This is a genomic window from Streptomyces sp. AHA2, assembly GCF_036857595.1.
In the GTDB taxonomy this organism is placed as follows: Bacteria; Actinomycetota; Actinomycetes; order Streptomycetales; family Streptomycetaceae; genus Streptomyces.
In genome coordinates, this window is sequence record NZ_JAUQWJ010000009.1 from 307,895 (window position 1) to 324,130 (window position 16,236).

The window sequence follows — 16,236 nt, forward strand, 5'->3', positions numbered from 1 at the left end:
CCGGCGCTCACCCCGGGGCGAGCGCCGTGAGCGTGCGCTCCCCCGCCGGATCGCCCGCGGTGGCCGGGACCAGGGCGATCTCGTCCAGGCCCGCTTCGGCGTAGGCGTCGATCCGGGCCCGGACCGCGGCCGCGTCGCCGACGAGCGCGACCGTGGCCGCGGCCTGGGGCGGCAGGGCCTGGACGAGGGTGTCCCGGTCGGCGCCCTTGACGGCGAGTTCGACGACCTCGGCGAAGCCGGCGTCGATGAACATGTCGCTGTAGCCCGGCACGGCCAGGTAGCCGGCCACGCTGCGCAGGATCTGCGTGACCGTCTCCGGCTCGGGGTCCACGGCGGCGGGCAGCCAGGCCGCCAGCCGGGGTGGGGTGCGCCCGGCCTTCCCGGCGGCCGTGAGCATCCGGTCGCGCAGCATGCGCACCTGCCCGGGCGAGACGACGTCGAGCAGCATCCGGTCGGCGTGCGCGACGGCCGCGGTGACCGCCCGCTCCCCGAAGGCGGCGACGGTGAGGGGGCCGCCGGGCGGCGGCAGCCGGCGCGGGAAGCCGCTGCCGGGCGCCACCGGCTCGCCCGGCACGCCGTCCATCAGTTCCCGTACGGCCGCCGCGGACTGAGCGAGGGCGGCGGCGGGCCGGGTGCGCGGACGGCCGTGCACCCCCTCCACCACGCGCTTGCTGGAGGTGCCGAGGGCGACGCCGACGCTCCGGCCGGTGACGGCGGCGGCGGAGGCCGCGCCGCGCACGACCGTCAGCGGATCGCGCACGCTGACCGGCACGGGCCCGGCCGTCAGGGCCACCCGCTCGGTGGCCGCGCCGATCGCCGTCGCCAGCACGAACGAGTCCCAGGTCGGTCCCTCGCCCGCCCACACCTCCCCGTAGCCGAGCCGGTCGGCGAGCACCGCGATCCGCAACGGCTCCTCGACCGGACTGTCGTCCTCCCGCCCCACCGCCACCACGCTCATGTCCATGACAGCGCCCGTACCCGGCCGGCCACGCCGTAATCCGGCGCGGACCGGGGTGCCCGGCGGGGCGGTGATCGTCTCGGTGCCGCCCAGGAGATGTCCGCGGGGCACCGGCCCGGGTAGCGTCCGGCACATGGACAGCGGGACGGACAGCGCGTACGGCACCCACGGCGGCGGGATCACCGTGCAGCGGGCACTGGAGCTGCCCGCGTTGCGCAGCGGACTGCCCGAGGTGCTGGCGGGCGCCGAGCGGCTCGGGCGCACGGTGCGCTGGGTGCACGCCGGCGAGGTGCCGCACATCGCCTCGCTGCTCAAGGGCGGCGAACTCCTGCTGACCACCGGCTACGGCCTCGGCACGCGCCCCGCCGAACAGCGGGCGTTCGTGCGCACCCTGGCCGAGCGGGGTATCGCCGCCCTGGTGGTGGAGCTGGGGCCGCGCTTCGCCCGGCTGCCCGCGGCCCTCGTCGACACCGCCCGCGCGGCCGGGCTGCCCCTGGTGCAGCTGCACCGCGAGGTGGCGTTCGTCACGGTCACCGAGGAGGTCCACACCGAGATCGTCAACGGCCATTACGCCCTGCTCCAGCGGGCCGAGGAGGTGCACCGGCGGTGCACGCGGGCCGTGCTGGGCGGGGGCGGGGTGCCCCAGGTGCTGGGCATCCTGGCGGACTTCGCCCACAACCCGGTCTTCCTGGAGACGGCGGAAGGGCAGTTGCTCTACGCCGCCGGTGCCGGGCCCGAGGGCGCCGACCCGCTGCAGGTGTGGGAGGGGCTGCGCGGCCAGCACAAGGACGGAGCCCCGCCGGCCGGTTCGGTCCTGGTCGACGTACCGGGCGGCGGACCCGGCAGCGGTGGTGTCCGCGCGCGGCTGGTCCTGCTGCCCGTGCGCGCCGCCCTGACGCCCCTGCATCGGATGGCCGCCGAACGGGCCGCGGGGATCCTCGCGGTGGTGCTGATGCAGGCCCGGCAGGAGGAGGAACTGGCGGCGCGCGGGCGCGGCGACTTCCTCACCGACCTGGCCGAGGGCCGGGTCACGGCACAGGACGCGCCGGCGCAGGCGCGGGTGCTGGGCTTCCGGCCGGGCGAGGGGCCGCTGCTGCCGGTGGTCATGCGCCTCGGGGACGCCCTGCCGTCCGGCGGCGGCTGGGCGGTGCTGGCGAGGGCGGTGTCGGAGGAGCTCTCCGCGGTGGGCGTGCCGGTGCTGCTCGGGGTGCGGCCGGTGGAAGGGCGGCTGCTGGTACTGCTGGGGCTGCGCGCGGAGTCGGAGCGGGAGACGGTCGCGGACCGGGTCGCGGCGGCCCTGCGGGCCGGGGTGGGGCGGGCCGGGATGCTGCGGCCGGGCGCGCAGCCGCCCGTGGTGGTCGTGGGGCTGGGCGGCGGCTGGACGGCGGTGGCCTCGGGGCTGCGGCACGCGGCCGAGACGGCGACCGCGGCCCGGGGACTGCCGGACCGGCCCTGGTACGACGCCCGCCGCCTCGACATCGACCTGCTGCTGTGGCGGCTGCGCGACCAGCCGGACCTGGCCGCGTTCGTCGACCGGGCACTCGGGCCGGTCCTGGAGCACGACCGGCGCTCCAAGCCGCCGCTGCTGCCCACCCTGGCGACGTACCTCGCGCACGCCGGCCGGAAGGCGGAGACGGCCCGGGAGCTGCACCTCAACCGGCAGACCCTCTACAACCGGCTGGCACGCATCGGGGAGCTGCTGGGCACGGACCTGGACGACCCGCAGACGGTCCTCGCCCTGAGCCTGGCCCTGCGCGCCCGCCGGCACGTGCAGTAGGGCGTCTCAGGCCAGCGGCTGGGGCTGCGTCAGCTCGTCGTACACGCTGAGCACCTGGGCGACCGTCTCGTCCTCGGTCGGCCAGGTCGCCGCCTGCCGGGTCCCCCTGGCGCGCAGCAGCTCGCGGCGGGCGGGGTCGCCGAGCAGCCGTACGACGGAGTCGGCGAGGGCTCCGGCGTCGCCGCCGGGGACGAGTTCGGCCGCGTCGCCGACGAGTTCGGGGATGCCGCCCACGGCCGACGCCACGAGCGGCACGCGCGCGTGAAGGGCCTCCTGGGCGAGGACGGGGCGAGCCTCCCACCGGCTCGGCAGCACGGCGAGGTCGGCCGCGGCGAGCAGATCGGTGATGTCCGCGCGCCGCCCGAGGAGCCGGACCGGCAGGCCCTCCCGCTCGATCCTGGTCTGGAGTTCACCGCGCAGCGGCCCCTCCCCCGCGATCGCGACCAGGGGCACCGGATCCAGGCGGCGCCACGCGCGCGCGGCGTCCAGCAGCACGTCGTAGCCGCGGTGGCGTTCCAGGGAGCCGACGGCCATCAGCAACGGCCGTCCGATGGAGCCGAGTTCGGCGCGCACCTTGGGGCGCAGCCGGTCGGGGTCGTCGGGTTCGAGGGGCCTGCGCGGGCCGGGCAGCGCGACCGCCGCGAGCCGGGCGTCGCGCGCGCCGGTGCGCCGGGCCCGGTCCACGAGCGCCGAGGAGGTGCCCAGCACTACGGTGGCCGCCCTCACGACGCGCCTCTCCAGCATCCGCAGCAACTGGGCGCGCGCCCCCTCGGCGTGCGCCCGGTCGTGCCACGTCACGACCAGCGGCGTCCGCACACGCCGGCCGCTGAGGGCGAGCACGGTGCGGAAGGAGGCGTGCAGGCCGTGCGCGTGCACCAGGTCGGCATCGGCGCAGGCGGCCCGCAGGGCGGCCACCGCCACCGGGTCGCTGCTGCGCGGCACGTGGACGTGGTCGGCCCCGGCGCCGCTGAAGTCGTAGGAGCGGTCGGCCTCGTGGGGGGCGCAGACCGTGACCCGCACGCCCCGCGCGACGAGCCCCGCGGTCAGCGAGCGCACGTGCGCACTGCTCGCGGCGTTGCCCCCGCCGAGCACCTGCACGGTGCGCAGCGGCGACTGGCCGTGCGGTGAGTGGCTGCTCACGGGGGTCACGTGGCCGGGGCTCCTGGTTCGGGTCGGGCGGTCACGACGCGGTCTCGGCGCGTACTCCGCCAAGCATGCCAGGAGGCGAGGGGGTTCCGGGAACGCCGGGAGCCCCGGCGACGCGGACCCAGGGCGCCCTTACGGGGGAACCCACGGGGCCGAGGTCACCCACACGAGTGAACTTGGGTGACCGGCCCGCACCGGCCGCGCGACCACCCGACCGCGCCACCGTCCGGGCTGCCCCGACCATCGGCCCGGACGCCCCGATCATCGGCCCGGGCTGCCCCGACCATCGGCCCGGACGACCTCGACCACCGGCCCGGCTGGTCCCGGCCCTCCGTCCCGGACCGCCCGGGACTACCCGTCCGCCCTGGCCGTCGCCAGCAGTTCCTCGGCGTGCGCCCGGGCCGTCTCCGAGTCCTCCTGGCCGGCCAGCATCCGGGACAGCTCCCGGACCCGGTCCTCGCCCTCCAGGACCTTCACGCCGGAGCGGGTCACGGACCCGTCGTCGGTCTTCTCGACCAGCAACTGCCGGTCGGCGAAGGCCGCCACCTGCGGCAGGTGCGTCACGACCACGACCTGCGCGTTCTTCGCCAGCCGCGCGAGCCGCCGCCCGATCTCGACGGCCGCCTTGCCGCCGACGCCGGCGTCGACCTCGTCGAAGAGGTACGTGGGCACCGGGTCCGTCCCCGCGAAGACCACCTCCACGGCCAGCATCACGCGGGACAGCTCACCGCCGGATGCGCCCTTGGCGATGGGCCGGGGCGGTGCGCCGGGGTGCGGGGCCAGCAGCAGCTCGACCTCGTCGGCACCGGCCGGTCCGTACGCCACCGGGCGTCCGCCGACCTCGACGCCCTCGGGGTCCTCGGTCTGCCGGATCTCGAACGACACCCGCGCGTGCGGCATGGCGAGCGAGGCCAGCTCCGCGGTCACGGCGGCGGCGAACCGTTCGGCCGCCTCGGTCCGGGCGTCCGTCAGCGCCTGCGCGAGCCCGCCCAGCTCACCGCGCAGCGCGTCCCGCTCGGCGGTCAGCTCCCCGATCCGCTCGTCGTCGCCCTCGAGCTCGGTCAGCCGGGTGGCGCTGTCCTCCGCCCAGGCCAGCACGGAGGCGATGTCCTCGCCGTACTTGCGGGTCAGCCCGGTCAGGGCGGCCCGCCGCTCCTCGACGGCGGCCAGCCGCAGCGGGTCGGCGTCCAGGTCGTCGGCGTACCCGGCGAGGTCCCCGGCCGCGTCGCGCAGCAGGATCCCGATCTCGCCGATGCGGTCGGCCAGGGCGGCCAGTGCCGGATCGTGCGCCCGCACGGCGTCCAGGGCCCGCTGGGCGCCCGCGACGAGCGTCCCGGCGTCCACGCCCTCGGGATCCTCCGGATTGCCCGCGAGCGCGGCGTGCGCGGCCGCGGCGGCGGAGGCCAGCGCCTCGGCGTGCCCGAGCCGCTCGGCCTCCTCGGCCAGCTCCACGTCCTCGCCGGGCCGGGGTTCGACGGCGGCGATCTCGTCGAGGCCGAAGCGCAGCAGGTCGGCCTCCTGGGCCCGCTCCCGGGCGCGGGTGGTGATCTCCTCCAGCTCGGCCGAGACGGCCCGCAGCCGCTTGTACGCCTCGCCGTACTTGGCCAGCGGCACGGCGACCGCGTCGCCCGCGTACCGGTCGAGCGCCTGCCGCTGCCGGGACAGCTTCAGCAGCCCCTGCTGGTCGGTCTGCCCGTGCACGGCCACCAGCTCGTCGGCCAGCTCCGCCAGCACGCCCACGGGCACGCTGCGTCCGCCCAGGTGCGCCCGCGAGCGCCCCTCGGCGGAAACGGTGCGGCTGATCAGCAGCGCTCCGTCGTCGAGTTCGGCCCCGGCCTCCTCGGCGCGCACGGCGGCCGCGGCGTCCGGTGGCACGGTGATCCGTCCCTCCACGACCGCCTTGCCGGCCCCGATGCGCACGAGCGCCGGGTCGGCCCGCCCGCCCAGGAGCAGCCCCAGGCTGGTGACGACCATGGTCTTGCCCGCACCCGTCTCACCGGTGACCGCGGTGAATCCCGGCGACAGCTCGACCACGGCGTCGTCGATCACACCGAGCGACCGTATCCGCATCTCCTCCAACACGGACACGACCTTACGAGGTCCGGGCCGGGGATTGCGACCGGCCCGGTCTTGTCACCCACGCGAGTGGATCAGGCTCAGGGGCGCGGGGCGCGGTGAACCGCGGGACCGACCACGATTCACCCGCACCCTTCGACGCTCCGCGACCGCCCCCACCCGCGCGCTAGTGAGGCGCGCCCCGCCACCCGGACACCGGCAGCGCGAACTTCGCCACCAGCCGGTCCGTGAACGAGGCGTGGTGCAGCCGGGCCAGCCGCACCGGCACGGCACCCCGCCGCACCTCCACCCGCGCGCCCGCGGGCAGCTCCACGGTCCGCCGCCCGTCGCACCACAGCACACCCGGCGGAATGTGCGGCAGCACCTCCACGGCCAGCACGGAGTCCGGCGAGGTCACCAGCGGCTTGGCGAACAGCGCGTGCGCGGAGATCGGCACCATCAGCAGTGCCTCCACCTCCGGCCACACCACCGGCCCGCCCGCCGAGAACGCGTACGCCGTCGACCCCGTCGGCGTGGCGCAGACGATGCCGTCGCAGCCGAACCCCGTCACCGGCCGCCCGTCGATCTCCAGGACGACCTCCAGCATCCGCTCGGCGGACACCTTCTGCACGGCCGCCTCGTTCAGCGCCCAGTCGGTGTGCACGATGTCGCCGTTCTGGTGCACCACGACGTCGACGGTCATCCGCTCCTCGACCTCGTACGCCTTGCTCACCACCCGGTCGACGACCTTGTCGAGGTCGTCCCGCTCGGCCTCCGCGAGGAACCCGACCCGCCCGAGGTTGACGCCGAGCATCGGCACTCCGGACGCCCGGGCGAACTCGGCGCCGCGCAGCAGCGTGCCGTCGCCGCCCAGCACGATGAGCAGCTCGCACCCGTCGAGGCACTGCGGGGTCGCCTCCTTGACCAGGACCACCTCGTCCGGCAGCGGCAGGTCCCGCGCCTCGTCCTCCAGGACGCGCACACCCAGGCCGGAGCGCAGCAGCCCCTTCACGACGAGTTCGGCGCTGCGCACGGCTGCGGGCCGGCCCGTGTGGGCGAGCAGGAAAACAGTACGAGCTCGGTTCTCGGTCAACGCGGCCCCTCCGCCACTGCTCGGTCGACGTCGGCCGGGTCCAGTTCCGCTGCACCGGCCCGCAGCCACAAGAAGTATTCGACATTCCCCGACGGCCCGGGCAGCGGACTGGCCGTCACGCCCTCCACCCCGAGCCCCAGCCCCCACGCCTTCTCGGCCACCCCCCGGACCGCCTCGGCCCGCAACTGGGGGCTGCGGACGACCCCACCGCTGCCGAGCCGTTCCTTGCCCACCTCGAACTGCGGCTTGACCATCATCACCAGGTCGGCGTCCGGCTTCACGCACCGCACCAGGGCGGGCAGGACCAGCCCGAGCGGGATGAAGGACAGATCCCCCACGACAAGATCCACAGGCTCCCCATCGATCGCTTCAAGCGTCAACTCGCGTACGTTCGTACGGTCCTTGACGGTGACGCGTTCATCGTTCCGCAGGGACCACGCGAGTTGGCCGTAGCCGACGTCCACGGCGACGACGTGGGCGGCGCCCGCCCGCAGCAGGACGTCGGTGAAACCGCCGGTGGACGCGCCCGCGTCGAGCGCCCTGCGCCCCCCGACGGCCAGCCCCTTCGGCACGAAAGCCTCGAGCGCGCCGGCGAGCTTGTGGCCGCCGCGGGAGACGTAGTCGGGATCGCTGTCGTCCTGGGCCACCACGATGGCGGCCGCCGTCTCCACCTGGGTGGCGGGCTTGGTCGCGACGGTCTTGCCGACGGAGACGCGCCCGGCGGCGATCAGCTGGCCGGCGTGCTCGCGCGAGCGGGCGAGCTTCCGGCGGACCAGCTCCGCGTCGAGACGACGGCGTGCGACTCCTGCCACGTTCGGTTCAGCTCCTAGGTCCATGCGGCGAGGGGGGCGCCGGGGGTCCCGGGCGTGCGTCCAGCGCGGTGAGCGCGTCGCGCAGCCCCCGGTGTACATCCTCGTACACCTCGACGTGCCCGTCCGTGGCGAGGTGGTCGGCGTCCCCGAGCCGCTCCAGGGCCGCGTCCACGCCGGGGTCGCCCGTGGGGGTGCGGGGCACGTTCAGGGGGGCGGGGGCAGCAGGGTCGGCGGCGGGCTCTTCCTCCGCGGCCGGCGGCGTCCCGGGTACTGCGTCGTCCATGCCCCGACGCTACCGCGAACCGCTGCGGTACCGTCGATCGCGATGGCCACGATCGAGGAGTGCCGCAGCGCACTCGACAAGCTCTCGGACACCATGCAGCACGCCGAAGGGGACGTCCGCGCGGCCGCGGCCCTGGACCGCTCGGTGAGCTGCCACATCACCGACCTGGACGTAACGTTCGCGGGCCGGATGCGCGGCGGGCGCATCGAGGTGCACGACACCGTGCCCGGCCCGCCGCCCGGCAGGGCCGAGATCCGGCTCGCCATGACCGGCGACGACCTGGTGGCGCTGGTCGGCGGCGAGCTGAACTTCGCCAAGGCCTGGGGATCGGGCCGGGTGAAACTGCACGCGGGCGTGCGGGACTTGCTCCAGCTCAGGAAGCTTCTCTAGCAGCGGTCCCGCCCGCCGCCGCGCCCTCGGCCCTCCCGGCTGCCGCACCGGCGCGTGCCCGGCGCGCGGCGGGCACCACCAGCGGAGTGCCGGTCTCCGGGTCGTCGATGACCTGGCAGCGCAGCCCGAAGACCTCCTCCACCAGCCCGGCCGTCACGACGTCCTTCGGCGCCCCCTCGGCGACGACCCGGCCCCCGCGCAGCGCGATGAGGTGGGTCGCGTAGCGGGCGGCGTGGTTGAGGTCGTGCAGCACGGCGACGAGCGTGCGGCCCTGCTCCTCGTGCAGCTGAGCGCACAGGTCCAGCACGTCGATCTGGTGCTGGATGTCGAGGAACGTCGTCGGCTCGTCGAGCAGGAGCAACGGCGTCTGCTGGGCGAGCGCCATGGCGATCCACACGCGCTGGCGCTGCCCGCCCGACAGCTCGTCGACGTAGCGGTCGGCGAGCTCGGCCACGCCCGTCTGCCGCATGGACTCCTGTACGACCCGTTCGTCCTCGGCGGACCACTGGCGCAGGATGCCCTGGTGCGGGTAGCGGCCGCGCCCGACGAGGTCCGCGACGGTGATGCCGTCGGGCGCGATCGACGACTGCGGCAGCAGACCCAGGGTGCGCGCGACCTTCTTCGCCGGCATGGACTGGATGACCTGCCCGTCCAGCAGGACCCGGCCCCGGTTCGGCTTGAGCATCCGCGACAGCGCCCGCAGCAGCGTGGACTTGCCGCACGCGTTGGGCCCGACGATCACGGTGAAGGAGTGGTCGGGTATCTCCACCGACAACTGCTCGGCGATCACCCGCTGGTCGTAGGCCAGGGTGACGCTCTCGGCGGACAGGCGGTTCACGGGGCTCCTTCGGTTGTTCGGTCCGCTGCCGGCGCCACGGCCGGTGTCCGGGGCGACGCTCATATCCGGCCCGCCCTGCGCTCGCTGACCAGCAGCCACAGCAGGTAGACACCGCCGAGCACACCGGTGACCACGCCGACGGGCAGTCGCTCGGCGCCGAACGCCCGCTGCGAGACCAGGTCGGCGACGACCAGCAGGGCGGCGCCCATGCACAGGGAGGGAACCAGGTTCGGGCCCGGCGAGCGGGTCAGGCGCCGGGCCAGCTGCGGAGCGGTGAGCGCGACGAAGCCGACCGGTCCGGCCGCGGCCGTCGCGGAGGCCGTCAGCAGCACGGCGGCCACCATCAGCAGCAGCCGCACGCGCTCCACGCGCACCCCGAGGGCGTAGGAGACGTCGTCGCCCATCTCCATCATGCGCAGCCCGCGGGCGTTGGCCAGGACGAGCGGCACCAGCACGGCCGTCAGCGCCAGCAGCGGCCACACCTGGTTCCAGTCGCGGCCGTCGAGTGAGCCGGTCATCCACACCACCGCACGGGCCGCGTCGACGATGTCCGACTTGGTGAGCAGGTAGCCGTTGACCGCCGTGACGATCGCCGAGACACCGATGCCGACCAGGACCAGCCGGTAGCCGTGCACACCGCGCTTCCAGGCCAGCACGTAGATGGCCGAGCCGGTCACCAGACCGCCCACGAGCGCCCCCAGGGCGACCTGGTGGGCGCTGCCGGAGAACAGCACGATCACCGTGAGCGCCCCGGCGGTCGCCCCCTGGCCGAGGCCGAGCACGTCCGGACTGCCCAGCGGATTGCGGGAGATGGACTGGAACAGCGCGCCTCCCAGCCCCAGCGAGGCGCCGACGAGCAGCCCGACCAGGACCCGCGGCAACCGCAGTTCGTTGACGATGAACTCCTGGCCCGGGTCGCCCTCGCCGGCCAGGGTCCGCAGCACGTCGGCGGCCGGGATCGGGAAGTCGCCGGTGCCGATGAGCACGACGCTCGCCACGAGCGCCGCCACCACCAGCAGGAGCACGACGATCAGGGCCCGCACGTCCAGGCGCATCGACAACCCGCCCGGGGTCCGCACGGCACGGTTGGTGGTCTTCACAGCTGCGCCGTCCTCCGCCGTCGTACGAGAAAGATGAACACCGGCCCGCCGAGGATCGCGGTGACGATGCCCACCTGGAGCTCCGCGGGCCGGGCCACCATCCGGCCGATGACATCGGCGCCCAGCAGCAGCACGGGCGACAGGACCGCCGCGTAGGGAAGGATCCAGCGCAGGTCGGGCCCGGTGAAGGAGCGGACCACGTGCGGCACCATCAGGCCGACGAACACGATCGGCCCGCAGGCTGCGGTCGCGGCCCCGCACAGCACGGTCGCGGCGAGCATGGACAGCGCCCGCGTGCGGTTCAGGTTCGCGCCCAGGGCCCGGGCGGTGTCGTCGCCCATGGACATGGCGTTGAGCGGCCGTGCCAGGGCCAGCGCCAGGACGAAGCCGGCCAGCAGGAACGGCAGGACCTGTTCGATGGTCGCGTCGGTCGCCGAGGACAGCGAACCGACCGTCCAGAACCGCATCTTGCCGAGCGCCGCCTCGTCCATGATCATCACGGCCTGGAGGTAGCCGTAGAGCGCGGCACTGATCGCCGTACCGGCGAGGGCGAGCCGCACGGGTGTCGCGCCCCGGCTGCCGCCGAGGAACCACACCAGCGCCCCGACCGCCGCCGCCCCGAAGAAGGCGAACCAGACGTAGCCGGTGAGCGAGGTGACCCCGAAGTACGTGACGGCCGTGACGACCGCCGCGGACGCGCCCGCGTTGATGCCCAGCAGTCCCGGGTCGGCCAGCGGGTTGCGCGTGAGGGCCTGCAGGACCGCCCCGGCCAGGCCGAGCGCGGCGCCGGCGAGGAGCCCGAGGACGGTCCGCGACAGCCGCTCGGCCACGACGACGTCCCCGTAGGTTCCCGAGTCCGCGAACAGGCCGTGCCAGACCTGCGCCAGGGACAGCTCCTTCGCGCCGATCGCGATACTCGCCAGCGCGACGAGCACCAGGATGGTCACGGACAGCAGCAGCCCGAGGGCTCGCACCGCCCGTCGTCTCGGGGGCGCGGGCGCGGTCTCCGCGCGCTGTTCAGGGGGACTCTCGACCAACACGCAGTTAGGTTAGCCTACCCTCGCATGCGAACAAGATCGGGTGCCGGGCGCTCCCCCCACGTACCCGGCACGCCCCCGACAGTCGTCCGAAGAGCCACCGAAGGGATCTCCTCACAGGCCCAAGCGTGCCAGCGCCTTCTCACCGTCCAGCTCGCACGCGCCCTCTCCCGCGGTCGTCCACGCGGCGGCGCACAGGGCGCGCAGCCCGTCCAGCGCCTCACCGTCGCCCTCCAGCTCCAGCCGGCCGGACCGGGCCGCCGCCGTCCAGCCACCACACCGGAACCCGCCGTCGCCCGCCTCCGCGACCTCCGGCTGTCCGCCGAGCATCCCGCGCAGATCGGCGTCCACGTACGTCGGCCGGTGCTGCGGGGGCGCGGCCAGCAGCTGCGCCCCGTCCGTCACCCCCGTGAGGACCAGCAGCGAGTCGACCTCCCCGTTGAACGCGCCCTCGATGTCCGTGTCCAGCCGGTCCCCCACCACCAGCGGCCGCCTGGCCCCGGTGCGCAGGATCGTCTCCCGGTGCATCGGCGGCAGCGGCTTGCCCGCGACCTGCGGCTCGGCCCCCGTGGCGATCCGTACGACCTCCACGGCCGCGCCGTTGCCCGGTGCGATGCCCCGCCCGCTCGGGATCGTCAGGTCGGTGTTCGACGCGAACCACGGCACGCCCCGGGCCACCGCGTAGGACGCCTCGGCGAACCGCCCCCACGGCAGCTCCGGACCTCCGTACCCCTGCACGACCGCCACGGGCTCGTCGTCCGCCGACTCGACGGGCTCCAGCCCCCGCTCGCGCAGCGCCACCCGCAGCCCCTCACCCCCGATCACCAGCACCCGGGCCCCCTGCGGCACCTGCTCGCTGATCAGCCGCGCGACCGCCTGCGCCGAGGTGATCACGTCCTCCGCGCCCGTCGGTATCCCCAGCTCCGTCAAATGCCCGGCGACCGTGTCCGGCGTCCGCAGGGCGTTGTTGGTCACGTACGCCAGGCGCATCCCGCCCTCCCGGGCGACGGCCAGCGACTCGACGGCGTGCGCGATCGCGCTCCCGCCCGCGTACACGACACCGTCCAGGTCGAGCAACGCCGTGTCGTACGCCTCGCTCAGGGCCTGCCCACTGCCCTCGGGCCTCGTCCTGACGCTCCGGCTCATCCCGTATCGCTCCTCGTTCGGCGGCCTTTCCCCCGATCATCCCGCATGCCACCGACACCCGTACGATGCCGGGATGAAGACAGCAGGTCACTCGGAGGCAACGGCGCACCGAGGCCTGGAACTCAACCCGTTCCGAGGCCTTCGTTACGACCCCGACCGGGTCGGCAGCCTTGCCGCCGTCACATCTCCGCCGTACGACGTCGTGGTGCGCCCCGACGGCCTGCACCACCTCGAGTCCTCCGACCCGTACAACATCGTCCGCCTGATCCTCCCCCAGGCCGCTACCCCCGGCGCCCGCAACGAGCAGGCCGCCGAGACCCTGCGCCGCTGGGTGTCCGAGGGCGTCCTGGCCACCGACCCGGACCCCTGCCTGTACGTCTACGAACAGCGCGACGGCGAGGGCATGCTGCAACGCGGCCTCATCGGCGCCCTGCGCGTGTCCGACCCGGCCGAGCAGGTCGTGCTGCCGCACGAGGACGTCATGCCGCACATCGTCGCCGACCGCGCGGACCTGATGCGGGCCACCTCCGCGAACCTCGAACCGCTGCTGCTCACCTACCGCGGCAACGGCACCACGAGCGCCACCGCGGACCTGATCGAGCGCACCGCGGGCGGGCCGCCCCTGCTGGAGACCACCACCGAGGACGGCTTCCGCCACCGCCTGTGGTCACTCACCGATCCCGCCGACCTGACCGCGGTCCGGTCGGACCTGGCCCGCCAGCAGGCGCTCATCGCCGACGGCCACCATCGCTGGGCGACCTACCGCCGCCTCCGCGCGGAGCACCCCTCCCCCAGCCCGTGGGACCACGGCCTGGTCCTTCTGGTCGACACGGCCCGCTATCCCCTGCGGGTCCGCGCCATCCACCGCCTCCTGCACGGCCTCCCGGTCGGCGCCGCCGTGGCCGCCCTCCAAGGCCACTTCCGCGTACGCCGCCTCGAAGTCCCGCTGTCCGGGGCCCTGGAGGCACTGGCGGACGCAGCCTGCGCGGGCAACGCCTTCCTGCTCGCCGGCGACGGCGCCTTCCACCTGGCCGACCGTCCGGACCCGGCGCTCCTGGAGCGCACGATCCCCGCCGACCGCCCCACGGCCTGGCGCACCCTGGACGCGACGGTCCTGCACGCAACGCTCCTCAAGCACGTCTGGCACATCCCGGAGGACTCCCCGGACCGCATCGCCTACATCCACGACACGGCCGCCACGGTCGACAAGGCGGAACGCGACGGCGGTACGGCGGTTCTGATGCACCCGGTGCGCGAGGAGGTCGTCCGCGACCTGGCCCGCCAGGGCGTGACGATGCCCCGCAAGTCCACGTCGTTCGGCCCGAAACCGGCGACGGGCCTGGTTCTGCGGGCGCTGGACCTCTGACACCGGACGGACGAAGGGGGCGGGTCCCGTCCGGGACCCGCCCCCTTCGCGCGTGCTTCTCTCCGTCAGTCCTTCTTCTCGGACTCGTCCGCGGACTCCGCCCCGTCCCGGGCGTCATCGGCGCCCTCGACGACGTCCGCCCCCTCGCGCTCCTCGACGTCGACGTCGACGTCGCTCTCTTCCTCGTCCTGGTTCTCGTCCTCGACCATGACGTCGACGAACTCCACGCCGTCCAGCTCGGCGAGACGGTCGGAGGCGTCCGTGCTGCCGTCCCGGTCGGCCTCGACGGCCTTGGCGAACCAGTCCCGCGCCTCGCCCTCACGCCCGGCGGCGAGCAGCGCGTCGGCGTAGGCGTAACGCAGACGCGCGGTCCACGGCTGCACCGAGTTCGCGGCCAGCTCGGGGCTCTGCAGCGTCACGATGGCCGCGTCCAGCTGTCCCATGTCACGCCGGGCCCCGGCCGCGACGAGCCGCATCTCGACCTGCCCGGCCTTGTCGAGCTTGTGCACCTCGGGCGCACCGGCCATGTCGAGCGCCTTCTCCGGCCGCCCGAGCCCACGCTCGCAGTCGGCCATGACGGGCCACAGGTCGATGTTCCCGGTCATCCGCTTGGCGGCCCGGAACTCGGCCAGCGCCTCGCCGTACTTCTGGCTGGCGTACGCGGCGAACCCGGCGGCCTCCCGCACGGCGGCGACACGCGACGCCAGGCGCAGCGCGACCCGGGAGTACCCGTAGGCAGCCTCGGGGTCCTCGTCCAGCAGCCGCGCGACCATCACCAGGTTGCGGGCGACGTCGTCGGCGAGCGTCTTGGGCAGGCTCTGCAGCTCCTGCCGTACGTCCTTGTCGATCTCCTCGCCGGTGACGTCCTCCGGGATCGGCAGCCGCTTGATGGGCTCCCTGTCCCGCTCGCGCTCCTCACGGAAGCGTCCGCCACCGCGCCGGTCGTCACCGCGCCGGTCGTCACGACGATCGTCACGGCCCCGGAACCCTCCGGGGCGTCCGCCCCGGTCATCGCGACGGGGGCCACGACCCGCGCGGTCGTCACGGCCGCGGAAGCCTCCGCGCTCGCCGCGCTCACCGCGGTTGTCGTCACGCCGGAAGTCGCCTCCGCGGTCGGTGCGGGGACCGTCGTCGCGGCGGAACCCGGGACGCCCGCCCCGGCCGGCGTCATCACGCCGGAACCCACCACGGTCCCCACGGTCGTCCCCACGCCGCTCGTCACGGCCTCGGAACCCGCCGCGGTCGTCGCGCCGGAAGCCACGGTCCCGGTCGTCACCGCGGGGACCACGGTCGCGGTCGTCGCCACGGAAACCACGGTCCCGGTCGCCACCACGGAAACCACGGTCCCGGTTGTCACCCCGGTAGCCACGATCGTCACGACGGTCGTCGCGCCGGTCATCACGACGGTCGTCCCGGCGGGGGTATCCGCCACGGTCACCGTCGCGCCGGTCATCGCGCCTGTCGTCCCGACGGTCGTCGCGCCGGAAGCCACCGCGCGGCCCGCGGTCATCACCCCGGCGCTCATCGCCCCGGCGGTCGTCACGCCGGCCGTACCCACTGCCACGGTTGTCGTCACGGCGGCTGTCGTCCCGGCGGAAGCCGCCGCGATCACCCCGATCGTCACGACGCTCCGCACGGTCGTCGCGACGGAAGGAGGGCCGGTCACCACCCCGATCGTCCCTGCGGAAGGAAGGCCGGTCCCCACCCCGATCGTCGCGACGGAAAGAGGGGCGGTCGCCACCCCGGTCGTCCCGGCGGGGATCACGGTCGCGGTCGTCGCGTCGGCCGAAACCGCCACCACCGCGATTGTCGTCACGACGGCTGTCGTCCCGGCGGAAGCCGCCCCGGTCACCCCGATCGTCACGACGTCCGTATCCACCACGGTCGTTGTCCCGGCGGAAGCCCCCACGGTCACCGCGATCGCCGCGATCGCCGCGGTCTCCGCGCTGAGCACCGCGATAGCCGCGGTCGCCCCGGTCCCCCTCCCGTCGCCGCTGGTCGCGCTCCGGTCGGTCGTCGGGAGAGTTGGTGGACATGGTGACTCCTGTCTTCGGTACCGCAAAGTCATTCTCGCGCAGCCGGGTGCCCGGCGCGCACTGCAAAAACAAAAAGGACCCTTGGTCCCAGCTGAACGCTGGGACCAAGGGTCCTTCCAAAGATTGTTCGGCGGCGTCCTACTCTCCCACAGGGTCCCCCCTGCAGTACCATCGGCGCTGTAAGGCTTAGCTTCCGGGT

The 16,236-nt window shown here is 74.7% G+C and carries 14 protein-coding genes, 1 rRNA gene and 1 pseudogene; 3 read left to right on the forward strand and 13 right to left on the reverse strand.

The genetic code is table 11. The features are described 5' to 3' along the window. Positions 1-7 precede the first annotated feature (7 nt). A complete protein-coding gene (locus tag Q5694_RS20870) occupies positions 8-964 on the reverse strand; it encodes an LLM class F420-dependent oxidoreductase (protein WP_333934697.1) in 957 nt (318 codons plus the stop codon). 127 nt (positions 965-1,091) lie between these two features. Here Q5694_RS20870 and Q5694_RS20875 point away from each other — a divergent pair, with 127 nt between their 5' ends. Beyond that, positions 1,092-2,735 (forward strand): PucR family transcriptional regulator, encoded by a 1,644-nt coding sequence (locus tag Q5694_RS20875; RefSeq protein ID WP_333934698.1) that lies wholly within the window; start codon positions 1,092-1,094, stop codon positions 2,733-2,735. A gap of 6 nt (positions 2,736-2,741) precedes the next feature. Here Q5694_RS20875 and Q5694_RS20880 read toward each other — a convergent pair whose 3' ends face one another. The 5 genes from Q5694_RS20880 to Q5694_RS20900 all read right to left on the reverse strand — a co-directional run bounded on the left by Q5694_RS20880 (position 2,742) and on the right by Q5694_RS20900 (position 8,124). Further along, a complete protein-coding gene (locus Q5694_RS20880; protein WP_333934699.1) occupies positions 2,742-3,884 on the reverse strand; it encodes a glycosyltransferase family 4 protein in 1,143 nt (380 codons plus the stop codon). A gap of 348 nt (positions 3,885-4,232) precedes the next feature. Continuing rightward, positions 4,233-5,951: a DNA repair protein RecN gene (gene recN, locus Q5694_RS20885; protein ID WP_333934720.1), complete on the reverse strand. Its 1,719-nt coding sequence runs from the start codon at positions 5,949-5,951 to the stop codon at positions 4,233-4,235. 172 nt (positions 5,952-6,123) lie between these two features. Beyond that, positions 6,124-7,029 (reverse strand): NAD kinase, encoded by a 906-nt coding sequence (locus Q5694_RS20890; protein WP_333934700.1) that lies wholly within the window; start codon positions 7,027-7,029, stop codon positions 6,124-6,126. Beyond that, on the reverse strand, positions 7,026-7,841 hold the full coding sequence (locus Q5694_RS20895; protein ID WP_333934702.1) for a TlyA family RNA methyltransferase: 816 nt from the start codon (positions 7,839-7,841) through the stop codon (positions 7,026-7,028). The genes Q5694_RS20890 and Q5694_RS20895 overlap by 4 nt, the downstream gene beginning before the upstream one ends. 7 nt (positions 7,842-7,848) lie before the next feature. After that, a complete protein-coding gene (locus tag Q5694_RS20900) occupies positions 7,849-8,124 on the reverse strand; it encodes a hypothetical protein (protein ID WP_333934703.1) in 276 nt (91 codons plus the stop codon). Positions 8,125-8,166: 42 nt separating this feature from the next. On the opposite strand from Q5694_RS20900, the gene Q5694_RS20905 reads away from it, so the two are divergent. Continuing rightward, entirely contained in the window at positions 8,167-8,514 is a 348-nt protein-coding gene (locus Q5694_RS20905) for a sterol-binding protein (RefSeq protein ID WP_333934704.1), read from the forward strand. Here Q5694_RS20905 and Q5694_RS20910 read toward each other — a convergent pair. The 4 genes from Q5694_RS20910 to Q5694_RS20925 all read right to left on the reverse strand — a co-directional run bounded on the left by Q5694_RS20910 (position 8,498) and on the right by Q5694_RS20925 (position 12,635). Further along, positions 8,498-9,415, reverse strand: a complete 918-nt coding sequence (locus Q5694_RS20910; protein ID WP_333934705.1) for an ABC transporter ATP-binding protein — start codon at positions 9,413-9,415, stop codon at positions 8,498-8,500. The two genes, Q5694_RS20905 and Q5694_RS20910, sit on opposite strands and share 17 nt — an antisense overlap. Beyond that, positions 9,412-10,407 carry a FecCD family ABC transporter permease gene (locus Q5694_RS20915; protein WP_333934721.1) on the reverse strand — a complete coding sequence of 332 codons (996 nt, stop codon included), beginning with the start codon at positions 10,405-10,407 and terminating at the stop codon, positions 9,412-9,414. The genes Q5694_RS20910 and Q5694_RS20915 overlap by 4 nt, the downstream gene beginning before the upstream one ends. Positions 10,408-10,448: 41 nt before the next feature. Next, on the reverse strand, positions 10,449-11,492 hold the full coding sequence (locus Q5694_RS20920; protein ID WP_333934706.1) for a FecCD family ABC transporter permease: 1,044 nt from the start codon (positions 11,490-11,492) through the stop codon (positions 10,449-10,451). 111 nt (positions 11,493-11,603) lie between these two features. After that, complete coding sequence (locus tag Q5694_RS20925) at positions 11,604-12,635, reverse strand: HAD hydrolase-like protein (protein ID WP_333934707.1); 1,032 nt, start codon at positions 12,633-12,635, stop codon at positions 11,604-11,606. Between the two features lie 73 nt (positions 12,636-12,708). Between Q5694_RS20925 and Q5694_RS20930 the strand changes: the two genes are divergently transcribed. Next, positions 12,709-14,001 (forward strand): DUF1015 domain-containing protein, encoded by a 1,293-nt coding sequence (locus tag Q5694_RS20930; RefSeq protein ID WP_333934708.1) that lies wholly within the window; start codon positions 12,709-12,711, stop codon positions 13,999-14,001. 65 nt (positions 14,002-14,066) lie between these two features. On the opposite strand, the gene Q5694_RS20935 is transcribed toward Q5694_RS20930, so the two are convergent. From Q5694_RS20935 to rrf, 3 genes and pseudogenes are all read right to left on the reverse strand, one after another. Then, on the reverse strand, positions 14,067-14,882 hold the full coding sequence (locus tag Q5694_RS20935) for a hypothetical protein (protein ID WP_333934722.1): 816 nt from the start codon (positions 14,880-14,882) through the stop codon (positions 14,067-14,069). Positions 14,883-15,368: 486 nt separating this feature from the next. Beyond that, a pseudogene (locus Q5694_RS34850) lies at positions 15,369-16,016 on the reverse strand (tetratricopeptide repeat protein); the annotation flags it as partial. 146 nt (positions 16,017-16,162) lie between these two features. Next, positions 16,163-16,236, reverse strand: a 5S ribosomal RNA gene (gene rrf / locus Q5694_RS34855); the annotation flags it as partial.